Source organism: Pseudidiomarina mangrovi (assembly GCF_003999375.1).
Classification (GTDB): Bacteria; Pseudomonadota; Gammaproteobacteria; order Enterobacterales; family Alteromonadaceae; genus Pseudidiomarina; species Pseudidiomarina mangrovi.
On sequence record NZ_RJLC01000017.1, the window covers coordinates 443,179 to 460,159 of the forward strand.

Here is a 16,981-nt window from a genome sequence, read left to right on the forward strand (position 1 = left end):
AAGTCGTCAGGTTAAATTGGGAATTGCTTCAAGACGGGAAAATAGTATACGCGAGCATGGCTATTCCGACAATTTTATTTCGCCATTTAATGCCGCTGACTTTTTCACTGCCTGCCATTCGTGCTCTAACTGCTCAAGGGTCAATTGCTGTGCCTGCAAGCCACGTTTGGTAAGATTGGCCTCTATCGCTTCAAAACGTTGTTGAAAGGTGTGGTTAGTGCGTCGTAGCGCTTGTTCTGGGTTGACCTGTGCATGACGGGCCAAATTCACCACCGCAAACAACAGATCACCTAATTCAGCTTCAATGCGGTCGCTGTTATTGGCCAGCGGTAACTCGGCTTCCAGCTCATCCAGCTCTTCACGAATTTTGCCAATCACTGGTGCTAACTCATGCCAGTCAAAACCCACACTAGCGGCGCGCTTTTGAATCTTAAGCGCCTGTAAAATACTGGGTAAATTATCCGCCATACCGGCAAACACGGAGTTATTTGGTTGCTGATGTTGTCGCTCTTGTTGTTTGATCTGTTCCCATTGCGCTTTCACTGCGGCCGGATCAAGTTGCTCGCCGCCATTAGCGAACACATGTGGGTGGCGACGGATCAATTTGTCGGCGCATTGTGCCGCCACCTGATCAAAATCGAATTCACCCTGCTCCTGGGTCAACTGGCTATAAAACACCACTTGAAACAGAAGATCACCCAGTTCGTCTTTGATAGCTGCCATATTACCGCTGGTAAGCGCCGCGGCCACTTCATAGGCTTCTTCAAGGGTATAGGGAATTAAACTGGTCAGGGTTTGTTGCTGATCCCAGCTGCAGCCGCCATCAGGATCACGCAAACGCCGCATTACCTCAAGCAATGCTGCGACACCGGGAAATTGCTGAGACGATGTATTCTGGGTCATGATCGTTGCGCTCGCTCAACGTTATGTACGCCCTTTACCTGCTGTAAACGGTTCATAATACGTTGTAAATTATCACTGTTAGGGATCAGCAAACCAAGCTGAATACGGGCCTGCTGAGCAACCCCGTCGGTGCTGGTTTCGAGTTGTGTCACGCTGACTTTTTCGTTGGCTAAAATACTGGTTAAATCATGCAGTAAACCGGTGCGATCATTGGCTTCCACCACCAAATCAACCCGGTAATTGCTGCGCTCGCGCGCACTCCATTGCACTGCTAAAGCCCGTTCCGGATGCTGCTGCAATAAATGCCGTAACTGCTCACAATCATGGCGATGCACCGACACTCCGCGGCCTTGGGTAACAAAACCCATGATCGCTTCACCAGGGATCGGTTGGCAACATTTGGCATATTGCACCAGCAAATTACCAATACCCTGCACCACCACATCACTTTGCTTACTTGGGTTGCCTGTAGTTTTACGTTGAGTCAGCCGCTCCAGTCTCTCAGCACTGGTATCCACCGGCGGGCGCACCGCATTGACCACCTGCAATAAGCGCACATCACCGGCACCTACAGCAGCGACTAAGTCGTCAAGGCTATGCATGTTGAAGCGCTCAAGAACTTGCTCGAGCTGACTCAAGGGCACATTAATTTTGCTCAGTTCGGCTTCAAGGTTGTCGCGGCCAAGTTTAATATGTTTATCGCGATCAAGTTTCTTAAAATAGGCTTGCACTTTACTGCGCGCGCGGCTGGTATTGAGATAGCCTAAACTAGGATTCAACCAATCCCGGCGCGGCTGGCCATTCTTTTGTGTCAGTATCTCAACCCTCTCGCCATTTTTCAGCACATAGGTGAACGGCACAATATGGCCATCTACTTTGGCACCAATACAGCGGTTACCGATCTGCGAATGCACGTAATAAGCAAAATCAAGTGGTGTGGCGCCGGCTGGTAAATCCATCACCTCGCCTTTAGGCGTGAACACATACACCCGGTCTTCAAACACCTGCGAGCGGATCTCCGCCACCAACTCATCGTTGGAGGCCATATCTTCTTGCCACGCCAATAACTTACGAAGCCAGGCAATTTTTTCTTCAAAACCATGGCTGCGACCAGCCGCCGTACCTTCTTTGTAAACCCAATGTGCCGCCACGCCAAGCTCAGCATCGTCATGCATGGCTTGGGTACGAATTTGAATTTCAACGTGCTTATCATCAGGCCCTACCACTACGGTATGAATAGATTGATAGCCGTTGGCTTTGGGTGTGGCGATATAGTCATCAAACTCAGAGCGAATATAGCGCCACATGCTATGCACCACACCTAAGGCGGCATAACAGTCTTTTAATGACTCGGTGATGATCCGCACGGCGCGAATATCGTATAGCTCACTAAAATCGAGATGCTTCTTCTGCATCTTGCGCCAAATTGAGTAGATATGCTTAGGCCGCCCATACACCGTTGCGGCAACCCCCTGTTGGTGCAAATTTTGCTGCAGTGACTGCACAAAACGACTGATGTAGCCCTCGCGATCAACCCGACGTTCGGTCAGTTGGCTGGCAATGGTCTTGTAGGTGATTGGATGCAAATAGCGAAAGGATAAATCTTCGAGCTCCCACTTCAACTGACCAATACCTAAGCGGTTAGCCAGCGGTGCATAAATCTCCTGGCATTCTTTGGCGGCCAACACGCGGGTTTCTTCATCAGCGGTTTTTACTTGGCGCAAGTAGCACACCCGTTCCGCCAGTTTCACCAGCACCGCCCGCACATCAGCCACCATGGCTAATAACATGCGGCGCACATTGTCTACTTGCTCAGCATTGGGTTTACCATGCTGAAAATGCTGCAGGGTACCTATGGTGTTCATCTGCTGCACGGTGCTCAGTAGCGCCAATACTGGCGCCGGTAGCTGTTGCTGCAGCTGTTGTTCAGTGAGTTGCTTGGCTTCATAAGCGGGGCTATACAGCGCACATAGCAGCGCTTCATCATCGAGATTGAGCGCTAGCAAGATCTCGACCATTTCTTGGCCTTTCACCAAAAGATCGGGCTTTCCTAGCAACCATTGTTGCAAGGTACTGGCATGCTGCTCGAGTTGCTGCCGCCGCTCGCTATCATCCAGTTGCGCCAACCAATTACCGGTCTGTTGTTCCGGCTTATCTACATGGGTACTGCGAATGTGCACCACCGCCTACTGCTCCCGTTCAAACCATGCCATGGTTTCAATGTGATGGGTCTGCGGGAACATGTCAACCACCGCAATTTCACGCAGTTGATAGCCGCCCTGTTTCAGCACCGCAGCGTCACGGGCGAAGGTATCCGGTGCGCAAGACACATACACCACACGTTGTGGTCGTCGCTGTACGATTTCATGTATGGCTGAGGCGGCACCAGCGCGGGCCGGATCCAAGAGTACTTTGTTGAGCGCCTGCGAATGCCAGCGAAATTGCTGCCACGGTTGCTCTAAATTGGCGCATTCGGCCTCAAGCGTCACCCCAGCATTGAAGGCGTTGCGCTGCAGCATCTGTACCATCGATGGCACGCCTTCTACGGCAGTAACCAGCGCTCCGGCTTGAGCCAACGGAATAGAAAAATGACCGCTGCCAGCATACAAATCCATAATCGCTTCACCAGGTTGCGGCTGCAACCACGCCAGCGCTTGGCTTACCATGGCTTCGCTTAGCACTGGGTTGACTTGCAAAAAATCACCCGGGAGAAAATTCAACAGCGCCCCGGCACTGCGATACATTGGCAACGATTGCTCAGCAAGCAGAGGCTGTGGCGCTTGCTCGGCGCATTGCAACCAAATCTGCAGCAGCTGCTGCGCGGCAAATTGCTGTAACAGCGCACGATCGCTATCGCCTACCGCGCAAGTAAAGCGCGCTAACAATAGCGTTTGCTCGGCGGCAATCAATTCAATGTGGCCTAGACCACGAATTGCTTTCAACCGCGGCAGCAATTGCTGCAATGGTTGTAAGACTTGATTCAGTTGCGGTTGCAAGGTCAGACAGTTGCTTACCGCAACAATGGTCTTGCTGGAACGGCTACGGTAGCCCAAGGTTAAGCGCCGCTGCTTGCCATCCCAATGCACCGCTAGGCGGGTACGACGGCGATAATGCCACGGCTCTGCAGTTAGCGCAGGCAACCAGATTTGTGGCTGTAATTGGGCAAATTTTTGCAGTAATTCGCTAACCACCCGCTGTTTGTGCTGAACTTGCTGAGCATAGGCTAAATGCTGCAGATCACAGCCACCGCACTGCTGATAATACGGGCATGGTGGGTTTTCACGCTCAGCGGCAGATTCGCGAATGGCAATCAACTCGGCCTCATAATGGCCATGCGGACGAAACTTGATTAACTCACCCGGTAACGCCCCAGCCACAAAACACACGCCCTGCTCGCCGCGCACCACACCGCGACCTTGATGATCAAGGCCGTGCACGCGTTGCTGCTGCACCGCAGCAAGTTGCTGTGAGCGTTTTTGGGGGCGAAAAATCTGGGCCATAGCGTACTCGTAACCTTAGCGTGACATAAGCGCCTGCTGGCGTGCCTGTACTAGCAATGCTTTCATATCGCGCACGGCAGCATCCAGACCAACCATCACCGCTCGGGCAATAATGGCATGGCCAATATTCAGTTCCAGCAGTTCGGGAATGGCCGCAATGGCTGCGCTATTGTGATAGTGCAAACCGTGGCCAGCATTCACTTGTAACCCTGCTGAACGGGCATAGCTGGCCGCTTGTTGAATGCTTTGCAGAGCCTTCAGTTGAGCACGTTCACAGCGTTGCTCGGCGTAGTGGCCAGTGTGCAGCTCAATAATCGGTGCGCCACTGGCCACCGCCGCATCAATCTGGGCTTTATCGGCGTCAATAAACAACGAGGTTTGTATACCTTGCGCCGCCAAACGGTCCACCGCTGCGGTGATTTTCGGCAACTGCCCCGCCACATCTAAACCACCTTCAGTGGTCAATTCTTCGCGCTTCTCGGGCACCAAGCAACAGTATGTTGGCTTGATACGACAGGCGATAGCGAGCATTTCTTCGGTCACGGCCATTTCTAAGTTCATACGGGTTTGCAAGGTTTGCGCCAAAATATCGACATCACGGTCGGTAATATGGCGGCGATCTTCACGCAAATGCACTGTAATTCCGTCGGCGCCGGCCTGCTCGGCAATAGCGGCCGCAGTCACTGGATCTGGATACCCGACACCACGGGCATTGCGCACCGTCGCGACATGATCAATATTTACCCCAAGCAAAATTGCTGAATACCCATCACGCTGCTGCATTTTAGCTATCCTTGGTTTGGATTAGTGAATGAAAAAGTTGGCGACTGCGCAATGGCTGGTCACCCAAATACGGCTGCAAAGCCATGCGCATAATACGTTTCATAGCTTGTAAAAGTTGCGTTTCAGTTAAATCAAATTGACTTAATTGCAAAATAATTTGACCGCTAAAGGTATTTGTTGCTGGCCCTGGCTGCCTAACAAAACCAATCTGCGGGCTAAATTGATAATAGCTTGTTGCCGTTACCGCATCACCTGCGCTGTCTGCTAACCAATCAAATTGATGGCCGAGGTGTTCCAATAACTGCCATTCAAAGCGCCGTAAAATCGGCTCAACCGCACTATTCTCGCTGAGCAGCTGAAGCGTTTGCTGATAATCCTCAAACAAGCCATCGAGTGGTTGGTACAGCACCGTCAGCCGCTGCAACAATTCATTGATATAAAAGCCACTGTACAAGCTATCGCCCTTGAGCCCGTAGGCATCACCGCAAGCTTCTGCTTCAACTAAGGTTTGTAATTCATGACGACCACGGCTACTGATCAATAGCGGTGTAAAGGGCTGTAAGCAGGCACGCCAGCGGCTTTTCGGCCGCCGTGCGCCCTTGGCGATGAGGCGATAACGCCCGTGCTGAGCGCTAAACATCTCAACCATATAGCTGCTATCTTGAAAGGGCCAGCGATGCAATACAAACGCCGGTTGCACGGTTATTCCTCGCCGTAGCCTAAGCTTCGCAGGGCGCGCTCATCGTCAGCCCAACCCGACTTCACTTTAACCCAGAGTTTCAGCAGCACTTGGCCATCTACCAACGTTTCAATGTCTTTGCGCGCTTCGGCACCAATCGTTTTCAATTTTTGCCCGCCAGCACCAATGACCATGCGTTTCTGACCATCACGCTCGACTAAAATTAAGGCGTGAATATGGGTAACCCCTGATGGCGCCACTTGAAACTGCTCAATAGCTACCGTGGTGCTGTATGGCAATTCATCGCCGGTAAAACGCATCAACTTTTCACGAATGATTTCCGCAGTCATAAAGCGTAACGAACGGTCGGTGACATAGTCTTCAGGGTAATGATGCACGCCGGGTTTGGCATATTTGTGCACAATCTCACGTAAGCCATCAACTTGCTCGCCGGTTTCTGCCGATAATGGAATGATTTCAGCAAAGTCATGTAACTGCGCATATTCTTGTAAGCGCGGCAACAACTTGCCTTTGTCTTTGACCAAATCAATTTTGTTGACTACCAAAATCACTGGACGCTGGGTTTTCTTCAGTTTGTCCAGCACGTGCTGATCATCGGCGGTCCATTTATTCGATTCCACCACAAACAACACCGCCTCAACCCCAGCAATCGAGCTACTGGCAGCACGATTCATCAGCCGGTTCATGGCCTTTTTCTCATCTTGGTGCAAACCCGGCGTATCCACATACACAATTTGCCGCTCGCCAATGGTTTCAATACCGAGGATACGGTGACGGGTAGTCTGCGGTTTGCTTGAGGTAATGCTAATTTTTTGCCCAAGTATTTTATTCAACAAAGTTGATTTGCCAACGTTTGGTCGGCCAACAATGGCGATAAAGGCAGATGCTTGTGGCATCGATTCAACTGACATGCTTAGTTATCCTGTTGCTGCAGTAATTGCAGCGCTTTGCTAGCGGCGTGTTGCTCGGCTTTGCGACGGCTCGTGCCCTGACCTAATACCGGTTCGGCTAAACCAACCACGGTACATTGTACGGTGAACTGTTGATTATGTGCCTGCCCTTGAATGCTGATCACATCATAACTGGGTAAATCCAGTGCCAAGCCCTGCAAGCGCTCTTGTAAGCGAGTTTTTGGGTCTTTGTGGCTCGCACCGGGCTTGATTTGCTGAAGATCGCTAGCGTACCAGCCCAGCACCACCTCACGACAATGCGCCAGGTCACTATCAATGTACATAGCGCCTAAAATGGCCTCTACCGCATCAGCTAGAATGGATTCACGGCGCTGCCCGCCACTTTTAAGTTCACCTTGACCCAACTCTAAGTGCCGGCCTAATTCAAAGCGCTGCGCTATTTTTGCCAACGAACGCCCACACACCAGGGTAGACCGCATACGACTGAGGTCACCCTCATCAATGTTGGGAAAACCTTCGTACAGCGCTTCACTAATAATGATGCTTAATACCGAATCACCCAAAAATTCCAGCCGCTCGTTGTGTAGATTAGCGGCACTACGATGCGTTAACGCCTGTTGCAACAAGGCTTGCTGCTGAAACTGATAGCCAATAGTCTTTTCTAGCTGCGCCAATGGCGGTTTGGGTAAACTCAAAACTTACTCCACTGACCCTAAACGATGCCAACGAACACCCGTTGGAACCCATTGCGGTAGCCAACTGCTGGCGGGACGATCCATTTCAAAACTCATCCAAATAAATACCGCGCGGCCGACCAGATTTTGCTCCGGAACAAAGCCCCAAAAACGACTGTCTTCAGAGTTATCACGGTTGTCACCCATAAAGAAATAATGCCCTTCTGGCACAATCCACTCGTCTACTTGGGTACGGCGATCGGTCTGCTGATAGTAAAAACGCTCACGCGCCGATACATTTGGGTTGATCAAGATGTTGTGGCTGACTTCGCCTAATTGCTCTTGGTACTGCAACAACGGTGCGGCGTCAGTAACCACCTGCAACTGCTGCGGACACTGTGCTTGTTCACCAATACAAGCGGGCTCTAAATATAAGGTCTTATTGCGATAGATAATCCGATCACCGGGTAGCCCAACAATACGCTTAATGAAATCAACTTGGTTTTGTGGCGGATGTTTAAACACCGCAATATCACCACGTTGTGGCTGACCTGTTTTCACTAACTCGTGGCGCCACACTGGGTCGCGCAAACTGTAGCTAAATTTTTCCACCAAAATGAAATCACCGGCCAACATGGTCGGCATCATTGATGCCGATGGAATGCGAAATGGCTCATAGGCAAACGAACGCAGCAACAAGATCACCACTAAGATCGGGAACACCGATTGCGCAAATTCAGCTACGGCTCCTTGCGGCGCAACCCGCTGTCGCGCGGCATCATCAAGCTTTTGATCAAGGCGCTGCTCTTCAGCGGCAACCCGTGCTAGCCGTTTGGGCTTATTCACCCGTGCATCAAACAACCAAATTAAACCGGCGGTCAGCGTCACTACGGTTAACAGCACAGAGTAAAAATTAGCCATGGTTTATCCTTCGGTTTATCCTTCGGTTACTTCCCTACTTTAAGTACTGCCAAGAAGGCTTCTTGCGGTACTTCGACGTTGCCGAGGGTCTTCATACGTTTCTTACCCTCTTTTTGCTTCGCTAATAGCTTCTTCTTACGGCTGACATCGCCGCCATAGCACTTGGCTAAGACGTTTTTACGCAACTGTTTGACCGTTGAGCGCGCAATAATATGCCCGCCAATGGCCGCCTGAATAGCGATATCGAACATTTGCCGTGGGATCAGCTCGCGCATTTTTTCGACCAATTCGCGGCCACGCCCTTGTGAGTTATTACGGTGCGTGATCATCGCTAACGCGTCAACACGATCACCATTGATCATGATATCAACCCGCACCATGTCGGCTTCTTGGAAGTGTTTAAACTGATAATCCAATGACGCGTAACCACGGCTGGTCGATTTCAAGCGGTCAAAGAAATCCATCACCACTTCGGCCATGGGTAATTCATAGGTGACGGCCACTTGCTTACCGTGATAAACCATCTTGGTTTGATAGCCGCGTTTATCCACACACAGGGTAATCACGTTACCCAAATACTCCTGTGGAACCAGAATATTAGCTTCTACGATAGGTTCAAAAATGGTATCGATATCGTTGATTGGTGGCAAATTAGTCGGGTTATCAACCATCACTTCAGTGCCGTCTTTTTTGAGTACCTTGTAAACCACCGTTGGTGCCGTGGTAATTAAGTCGATATCGTATTCGCGCTCTAAACGCTCTTGGATGATTTCCATGTGCAACATGCCCAAGAAACCAACGCGGAACCCAAACCCAAGTGCTCCAGAATTCTCTGGCTCATAAAACAACGAGGCATCATTTAGCGACAGCTTGCCGAGCGCGTCACGGAAGCTTTCGTAGTCATCGGAAGAAATCGGGAACATCCCTGCATACACTTGCGGCTTCGACTTTTTAAAACCGGGTAAGGCTTTATCTGCGGCATTTTTTGTCAGCGTTAAGGTATCGCCTACTGGAGCGCCGTGGATATCCTTGATACCGGCGATCACAAAACCTACTTCGCCGCTGCGCAAAACCCCACTTTCGGTTTGTTTTGGTGAGAAAAAGCCCACTTTATCAATCAAGTGCGATTGCCCAGTCGACATAACTTTCATTTTGTCACCGGCGCGGATCACGCCGTTTTTGACCCGAACTAACGACACCACGCCCTGATAGTTGTCGAACCATGAGTCAATAATTAATGCTTGAACCGGAGCCTCTGGGTCGCCTTCTGGCGGCGGAATTTGCTTCACAATGCGCTCAAGCACATCTTCAATGCCAATTCCGGTTTTTGCCGAACATTGCACCGCGTCAATCGCTTCAATACCAACGATATCTTCAATCTCTTCGGCTACTCGCATGGGTTCAGCCGAGGGTAAATCGATTTTATTAAGAATAGGTACCACCTCGAGATTCATCTCAAGCGCGGTGTAACAATTAGCCAGTGTCTGTGCTTCAACACCTTGGGCAGCATCGACGACCAACAGCGCGCCTTCACAACCAGCCAAACTGCGCGATACTTCATAGGAGAAGTCAACGTGACCAGGGGTATCGATAAAATTTAGCTGGTAAGTTTCGCCATCTTTGGCTTTGTAGTGCAGCGTCACACTTTGTGCTTTGATGGTAATACCGCGCTCACGCTCAATATCCATTGAGTCCAGCACCTGCTCCGCCATTTCGCGATCGGCAAGGCCGCCACAAAATTGGATCAAGCGATCAGAGAGCGTGGATTTGCCGTGATCAATGTGCGCAATAATGGAAAAGTTGCGAATGTTTTTCTGATTAAACGCCTGCTCGGGCATTAAGTACTCCGTCTACAACACATACCAAAACTAGTAACCGCTGATCATACTGATTCTGCGGCCGCGCATAAAGAAATTTCGGGAGATTTCAGCTGATTTGCTGAATTTGTAGGAGTTGGCTAACCTGCACGTCACGCAGTTTCAACCATTGGCGGATCAGTACAAAGCTGCTAATGAAACCCAGCGCCGCAGTTACAATCACATACCCCTCAGACCAACCAAGGCCAAGCTGGGTGATCAGGGCACTAGTTAACAGCACCAGCAGCGGCAAACCGTACACCCACAATGAGAAGCGGGTCAGCATAGTTTGCGGCAAAGCCAGCTCAATGTGATCGCCTAGGGCAAACTGCATACCACTTGGCCGCTGCACAATGAATTCAGCACGACGATCGGCAAATGCCTTGGAAATAATGCCAGCACCACAGGTATTTTGCTGAACACAACCACCACAACCGCTTTTCAGTTTGGTGCTTACAGTCAGGTAATCATCATGTATCGCGACAATTTCGGCGCGTTCACTGATCATCATTGGGAATTACCGCTCGCTTCCACGTTATCGGCAATTTGCTCTAGGGTGGCAACCGGAAGTTTACCCACCACGGTGATCGCAAACTCACCTTTACTAGAATTATAAAATGACTCAGCGCCTTCAAAGGCTAACTCTGGTAAAGCTTGATCGCGCTTGCGACTGATATAGACCGACACTTCGGTTAAGCCATCGCTGTACAAGAAATGGTCGTGCGCAATTTGCGTGGCATACAACAAACGATGGGTTTGTCGCTGTAATTTAAAACCAATAGGTAACCAGCTGGGGGCAAAACCAAACTGCGGGGCGACCGCACTATTGGCATCAAATAATCGTGGTGGTCGTTGCACGCCTTGCAAATCAGCCAGTGATACCGGTAATTCTTCGCTGAGTTGAAACGAAGTGAGTTGTAATTGTTCGAGTACTTGCCCCTGCGGCGTCAGCATTTGTAACTTCAACACCATGCCAGTTTCGCGGTCAATCCATAAGCTGTAATGGTAACGGCTATTGTCACGGCTAACCAAGCGTAAGTACTGGGTATCTCGCCCGGTCACGCGCATACCGCGCCCCGCAATGACTTGATAATAATCATTCAATTGTGCAAACGGCTTATAAAATGCCGCTGGCAGCAAGCCATAGGTACTGTCTGAATTGATCGAGTAGGAATTATCGGCCGGCTGAAAATAGTACGAGGTTTGGTCACCTAAGCGCAGAATACGTACATCGGCGCCGTTCAAATGAATCAGCAGCTCAACTTCCAAATCATCGGCGTGACGCCCGTGCAGCCATAAGATAGGTTGGATGCGGTCGCCTTGTACTTGCACCAAGGTGGCCTCAAAATTGAGTTCGCGCAGGGCTGTCGCCATGCGATCAAACCACAAAACCCCAGCTTGCTCAGCACTGGGTTGTTGTGCGGAGACCTGTGGGGCTAGGAAAAGTGCCAGCAACAACGCGATACTGGCGCGCCAGATGTTATTCATCGGGGTTGATAGTCGCCTCTTTTTGCTGCGGCTCTTGCTGCTGCTCTAATTGTTGCTGTTGCAGAGATAATTGTAACTGCTGCTGATGGTCTAACATGTACGATTGCAACAGCGCGCGTTGTTGCGCTACTTCGGCTTCCGATGGATTGTTGTCCATTACCACCGTATTAAAACTAACCGGGTTACGGTCGCCAAACGGATTGGTGACAAATGCCGGCGAGCTCGATGCTTCGGCGACACCCGCATCAGGTGCCAGCGGCTGCTGCACCGAGAGTACCGCGACCAGTGCCACGCTGGCTGCAATCGCAATACCACCTAGCGGTTTCCACCAACGCTCGCTGGCTTTCGCCAGCGTTTGACCAAATTGACCACGGACCACGTTGCTCTGGGTTGGCGCCGCTTCGTTGGCTAATTGTGCCTGAATGGCTAGGCTGATATCGATACGATGACTCGATTGTGCATCACCACGCATGATATGCCCAATCAGTGCATACCGTTGCCAGCTTTGCTGTGCCTGCGGGTCAGTTAGCAACACATCAAGCTGCTGCTGTAACTGCTGCGCATCGGCAACGTCGTTATCCAGCAACGCGGATGTGTTTTCTAAGCGGTGATCTGACATAGCTTTTCCTCGAATCATGTTAACGCTCTGCTATTAACGCTCTAGCAACGGTCTTAATTGATGATCGATTGCTTCTCGGGCCCTAAATATGCGTGAACGCACGGTACCAATCGGACAATCCATCTCGATGGCTATTTCTTCATAGCCAAGGCCATCTAATTCTCGCAACGTGATTGCGCGGCGCAAATCGTCTGGCAAACTATCGATGGTTCGCATCACCACGTCACGAATCTCATCGGTTAGTAATAAATTTTCTGGTGATGCCGCATCTTTCAACGCGCCACCACCTTCATAATACTCCGCCTCTTCAGCATCAACATCACTGGCTGGCGGCTTGCGCCCTTGGGCAACTAAGTAATTCTTCGCGGTATTAACCGCAATGCGGTACAACCAGGTGTAAAACGCACTTTCACCACGAAAATTTGCTAATGCCCGATAAGCCTTAATAAATGTTTCTTGTGCCACATCAGGCACATCGGCCTGTTGCTTCACATAACGAGCAATGAGGCTCATGACCTTGTGCTGATATTTCTTGACCAACACATCAAACGCTCGCTGGTCACCTTGCTGCACTCGCTGCACTAAGGCGTTATCAGTATCTAGTTCGCTCATTCGAGCCCGTTCTCCCTCATTGCGACTGCTTTTCCGAACCAGGCCCTGTAACAATATGTTGCAATTGCAGAATATGACCGGCGCCTCGGTAAAAAGTTCGCAAAAAAATTATAAAAGAGTAAAATCGCCGTCATTCCTAGGCAAACCTGCGTTTAAGCGCATTATAGCTGCATACATTATGGAACAAGCAACTGATTATCAATGTGATGTGCTAATCATCGGTAGCGGCGCTGCCGGTCTTACCTTAGCACTGCAACTAGCTGACGATGCGAAGGTCTTGGTGCTGTCGAAAGGCCCACTGACTGAAGGCTCGACCTATTATGCCCAAGGTGGCATTGCCGCTGTGTTCGATGAGCATGATAGCATCGACAGCCACATTCAAGATACTCTGATTGCAGGTGCTGGCTTGTGCGATTTGGCAGCGGTTGAATTTACCACCCGTCATGCCCGCGAAAGCCTGCAATGGCTGATTGATATGGGCGTTGGTTTTGACCGTATGCCTGCCTCTGGCGATCAACCGAAATACCATCTTAATCAAGAAGGTGGCCACAGCCATCGGCGTATTTTGCATGCTGCCGACGCCACCGGTAAAGCCGTGCAAACCACCTTGGTAGAGCGCGTTCGTCAACATCCGAACATTACTATTCTTGAGCGCTTTAACGCTGTTGACTTAATTACCCACAAGCATTTGGGTGGCCAGCCACGCTGCTATGGTGCCTATATATGGAACCGTGCCGCGCAACGCGTTGAAACCGTTAGTGCCGGCTTTGTGGCATTGGCCACCGGTGGTGCCAGTAAAGTCTATCAATATACCAGCAACCCCGATGTTGCCAGTGGCGACGGTATCGCTATGGCCTGGCGCGCCGGTTGCCGAGTTGCCAACATGGAATTTAACCAATTCCATCCAACCTGCTTGTATCACCCGCAGGCACATACCTTTTTGCTGACCGAAGCACTGCGTGGCGAAGGTGCGGTGCTAAAACGCCCCGATGGCAGCCGTTTTATGCCCGACTTCCATAATGCTGCGGAGCTTGCCCCGCGCGATGTAGTGGCACGAGCCATAGACTATGAAATGAAGCGGCTTGGTGCCGACTGCATGTATTTAGACATTTCGCACCAACCAGCGGACTTTATTCGCGAGCATTTCCCCACTATTTATGAGAAATGTCTGAGCCTTGGCATTGATATTACCCAACAACCGATGCCAGTGGTGCCCGCTGCTCACTACACCTGTGGTGGCGTGATGACAGATTTAAACGCGCGCACTGATATTGCCAACCTGTACGCCATTGGCGAAGTGGCCTATACCGGTTTGCATGGTGCCAACCGCATGGCCAGTAACTCATTGCTAGAGTGTGTGGTATTCGCCCGTGCAGCCGCCGCCGATATTCGCCAGCAACTGCCCCATCTACAGATCCCTATGCAGCTACCAGCTTGGGATGAGAGCCGTGTTGGTGATTCCGATGAAGAAGTCATTATTCAGCACAACTGGCATGAATTGCGCTTATTTATGTGGGATTACGTGGGTATTGTGCGTACTAACAAGCGCTTAGAGCGGGCTTTGCGGCGCATTGAACTGCTGCAACAAGAGATCCATGAGTACTACACCCATTTCCGCGTCAGTAATAACCTGCTTGAGCTACGTAACTTAGTACAAGTGGCAGAGTTGATTGTACGCTGCGCTATGCAACGCACCGAAAGCCGTGGTTTGCATTACAACCTTGATTATCCAGACCTAGCGCCAACGCCAGTACCTTCAATCGTGACGCCAGCGCCAACAAGCGCGAAGTAAACGGCGATATTCCAGTCGACTTAACCAGCCATGCCAGCAGAACCACCACATCTGCTGGTTTGTGCTGCCCTTGCGACCGAGTGACAGCATGACAAACAGCGGCGTAGCTAACACCGGTTGGCCAACCCGCCACACCACTTGGTCAAGGTCATTGAGCCGCACCAACTGGCGCTGCTCTGCATCAATACCCCAGCATTGTGGCTCTCGCATGAACCAGCGCGGTGGACGCATGGCCAATTGCCAGAGCATTAGGCGTTACACCTTAACCCGCTTTAAAATAATCTCGATCATGCCTTGTAACTCGGCATCAGGACATTGTTGATGGCCCATAAACCAGGCAAATAAATCCGGGTCATCACAGGTCAGTAGCCGCCGGAACACCCCCTGCTGTTGCTCGTTCAGGTCATCATAAGCCTCATCAACAAAGGGCCGAAATAACACATCAAGTTCCAACATACCGCGCCGACAGGCCCAACGCATACGGTTCTTATTCGTTAATAAATCGGCAGATTGTTGCAGCTTTTCCATGAGCAATCCTCGTGACCCTTGTATAATGTATTTTCATCCCCACCTAGTCGTTATAGCAACTACTCATGAGGTTCAGTGTGTCGACACCAGAGTTTACCAAAGCTGTGCCAGAATACGTAACGGTTTCCCTGTCTGATTACGGGGTGATTGAACTGATTGGCCCACAATCGGAGCAATTTTTGCAGGGCCAATTGAGTTGCGACCTACGCGAATTAACCGCCAATAACTGGCTCTATGCCAGTCATTGCGACAATAAAGGCAAAGCCCTGGCGATATTATTTGTTGCCCGCTGGGCCGATCGCTTGCTGTTAATTACGAGCAAAGACGCGCTACAAGCAAGTATTAGCCAATTACAAAAATTTGGCGTGTTCAGCCAAACCACCATTCGTGACGCCAGTGCTGATTTTCCGCTGTACGGTATTTTTGGTACCGCCGCCCCAGCTCGCGTTGCTGAATTACTCGGTCAACCGCTCGCTGTGGGCGTAGAGCAGCCAGTCAGCGCCAGTGACGATCAACTGGTGCTGCAAGTCGGCACTGATCCCGAGCAATACTTATTAGTCCGTAATAGCACTATGGCGACTAATAGTGACCCGCAGCTGTGGCATTTGTTAGAAATCGACCGTGGTCGAGCCACCCTGCAATCTGCTACAATACAGCAGTTCGTGCCGCAAATGCTGAATGTTCAGGCGTTGCACGGCATTAGTTTTAAGAAAGGTTGTTATATCGGCCAAGAGACCATTGCTCGGATGAAATATCTGGGTAAACAAAAACGTGCGTTGTTCCATCTGCGCGGCCAAGGCCAGCCAACTGCTGCGGGAGTAGTCGTTGAGCAACAATTGGGCGCAAATTGGCGAACAGCCGGTACGGTCATCAATGCAGTGAGCCGTGCCGAACATCAACTTGAGTTGTTAGCCGTGCTTCCGTCGGACCTGAGTGCCGATACACCGCTACGCATTCAAGGCGATGACACCAGTCTGTTGGAAATTTACCCACTGCCCTATAACTTGGATGAATCATGAGTCAAACAATTAGCCAGGATAAAGTTGTTGGTATTCACTACACCGTAAAAACCGACAAAGGCGATATCTTGGACCAATCACAAGAAGGCCAACCGCTGCAATTTATTTTCGGTCGTGGCATGTTGATCAAAGGCCTGGAAGACGCCTTAGCTGGCCGTGTTGTTAGTGACAAATTTGTCGCTGAAGTGGCACCCAAAGATGCCTACGGCGAGCGCCACGATGGCTTGATCCAAGCCGTACCGCGCAGCCTGTTTGGCGGCAACGATGTTGCCCCTGGCATGCAATTCCGCGCTAGCACCGATAACGGCGAGCAATCAGTCGTCATCGTTGATGTCACCGACGACGAAGTGACTGTTGATGGCAACCACCCATTAGCCGGCATTGCGTTGACCTTCGACGTAGAAGTCGTTGAAGTGCGCGAAGCGACAGCAAGTGAGCTCGACCATGGCCACGTGCACCCGCACGGTGACCATCACGACCACTAAGCGCTTATGCTTAGCAAAAACCGCAGCAGCCGCTGCGGTTTTTTATAACACCTACTTAGTTTAAGAATAGCGACGTCGCTAACTTAGCCACCAAGTTTATTTAAAATATTATACGGTCTCGCTACACCATTTTCGTTCTACTTCTTAAAATCTTGATGTAAGCATCGAAACTCTTCCGCTTTAGTTAAAC

18 protein-coding genes are annotated in these 16,981 nt (G+C 50.6%); 3 read left to right on the forward strand and 15 right to left on the reverse strand.

Annotation, left to right across the window (positions count from 1 at the left end; genetic code table 11):
• Positions 1-60 precede the first annotated feature (60 nt).
• The 13 genes from mazG to rpoE all read right to left on the reverse strand — a co-directional run bounded on the left by mazG (position 61) and on the right by rpoE (position 12,967).
• Complete coding sequence (gene mazG, locus EFO84_RS11390) at positions 61-903, reverse strand: nucleoside triphosphate pyrophosphohydrolase (RefSeq protein WP_127348173.1); 843 nt, start codon at positions 901-903, stop codon at positions 61-63.
• Positions 900-3,086, reverse strand: coding sequence for a GTP diphosphokinase (relA, locus tag EFO84_RS11395; RefSeq protein ID WP_127348174.1), 2,187 nt, complete (start codon positions 3,084-3,086; stop codon positions 900-902). The genes mazG and relA overlap by 4 nt, the downstream gene beginning before the upstream one ends.
• A 3-nt stretch (positions 3,087-3,089) precedes the next feature.
• Complete coding sequence (locus EFO84_RS11400) at positions 3,090-4,403, reverse strand: class I SAM-dependent RNA methyltransferase family protein (RefSeq protein WP_127348175.1); 1,314 nt, start codon at positions 4,401-4,403, stop codon at positions 3,090-3,092.
• Positions 4,404-4,418: 15 nt separating this feature from the next.
• Complete coding sequence (gene pdxJ / locus EFO84_RS11405; protein ID WP_127348176.1) at positions 4,419-5,186, reverse strand: pyridoxine 5'-phosphate synthase; 768 nt, start codon at positions 5,184-5,186, stop codon at positions 4,419-4,421.
• A gap of 1 nt (position 5,187) precedes the next feature.
• Complete coding sequence (recO, locus tag EFO84_RS11410) at positions 5,188-5,886, reverse strand: DNA repair protein RecO (RefSeq protein ID WP_164742440.1); 699 nt, start codon at positions 5,884-5,886, stop codon at positions 5,188-5,190.
• Between the two features lie 2 nt (positions 5,887-5,888).
• Positions 5,889-6,797 carry a GTPase Era gene (era, locus tag EFO84_RS11415; protein ID WP_240642702.1) on the reverse strand — a complete coding sequence of 303 codons (909 nt, stop codon included), beginning with the start codon at positions 6,795-6,797 and terminating at the stop codon, positions 5,889-5,891.
• Between the two features lie 2 nt (positions 6,798-6,799).
• Positions 6,800-7,492, reverse strand: coding sequence for a ribonuclease III (gene rnc / locus EFO84_RS11765; protein ID WP_127348178.1), 693 nt, complete (start codon positions 7,490-7,492; stop codon positions 6,800-6,802).
• Between the two features lie 3 nt (positions 7,493-7,495).
• Entirely contained in the window at positions 7,496-8,392 is an 897-nt protein-coding gene (gene lepB, locus EFO84_RS11770) for a signal peptidase I (protein ID WP_127348179.1), read from the reverse strand.
• A gap of 26 nt (positions 8,393-8,418) precedes the next feature.
• Positions 8,419-10,230 (reverse strand): translation elongation factor 4, encoded by a 1,812-nt coding sequence (gene lepA / locus EFO84_RS11430; RefSeq protein ID WP_127348180.1) that lies wholly within the window; start codon positions 10,228-10,230, stop codon positions 8,419-8,421.
• 88 nt (positions 10,231-10,318) lie between these two features.
• Positions 10,319-10,759 carry a SoxR reducing system RseC family protein gene (locus EFO84_RS11435; protein WP_127348181.1) on the reverse strand — a complete coding sequence of 147 codons (441 nt, stop codon included), beginning with the start codon at positions 10,757-10,759 and terminating at the stop codon, positions 10,319-10,321.
• Positions 10,756-11,736, reverse strand: coding sequence for a MucB/RseB C-terminal domain-containing protein (locus EFO84_RS11440; RefSeq protein WP_127348182.1), 981 nt, complete (start codon positions 11,734-11,736; stop codon positions 10,756-10,758). The genes EFO84_RS11435 and EFO84_RS11440 overlap by 4 nt, the downstream gene beginning before the upstream one ends.
• Positions 11,729-12,355 carry a sigma-E factor negative regulatory protein gene (locus EFO84_RS11445; protein ID WP_164742441.1) on the reverse strand — a complete coding sequence of 209 codons (627 nt, stop codon included), beginning with the start codon at positions 12,353-12,355 and terminating at the stop codon, positions 11,729-11,731. Before EFO84_RS11445 ends, EFO84_RS11440 begins: the two co-directional genes overlap by 8 nt.
• Positions 12,356-12,388: 33 nt before the next feature.
• Positions 12,389-12,967: an RNA polymerase sigma factor RpoE gene (gene rpoE, locus EFO84_RS11450; protein WP_127348184.1), complete on the reverse strand. Its 579-nt coding sequence runs from the start codon at positions 12,965-12,967 to the stop codon at positions 12,389-12,391.
• 178 nt (positions 12,968-13,145) lie between these two features.
• Between rpoE and nadB the strand changes: the two genes are divergently transcribed.
• Positions 13,146-14,759, forward strand: a complete 1,614-nt coding sequence (gene nadB, locus EFO84_RS11455) for an L-aspartate oxidase (protein ID WP_127348185.1) — start codon at positions 13,146-13,148, stop codon at positions 14,757-14,759.
• Here nadB and EFO84_RS11460 read toward each other — a convergent pair.
• Complete coding sequence (locus tag EFO84_RS11460) at positions 14,724-15,008, reverse strand: hypothetical protein (protein ID WP_127348186.1); 285 nt, start codon at positions 15,006-15,008, stop codon at positions 14,724-14,726. The two genes, nadB and EFO84_RS11460, sit on opposite strands and share 36 nt — an antisense overlap.
• A gap of 6 nt (positions 15,009-15,014) precedes the next feature.
• Positions 15,015-15,287, reverse strand: coding sequence for an FAD assembly factor SdhE (locus EFO84_RS11465; RefSeq protein WP_127348187.1), 273 nt, complete (start codon positions 15,285-15,287; stop codon positions 15,015-15,017).
• Between the two features lie 77 nt (positions 15,288-15,364).
• Between EFO84_RS11465 and ygfZ the strand changes: the two genes are divergently transcribed.
• On the forward strand, positions 15,365-16,306 hold the full coding sequence (gene ygfZ, locus EFO84_RS11470) for a tRNA-modifying protein YgfZ (RefSeq protein ID WP_240642703.1): 942 nt from the start codon (positions 15,365-15,367) through the stop codon (positions 16,304-16,306).
• Entirely contained in the window at positions 16,303-16,791 is a 489-nt protein-coding gene (locus EFO84_RS11475) for an FKBP-type peptidyl-prolyl cis-trans isomerase (RefSeq protein WP_127348189.1), read from the forward strand. Before ygfZ ends, EFO84_RS11475 begins: the two co-directional genes overlap by 4 nt.
• Positions 16,792-16,981: the final 190 nt, after the last annotated feature.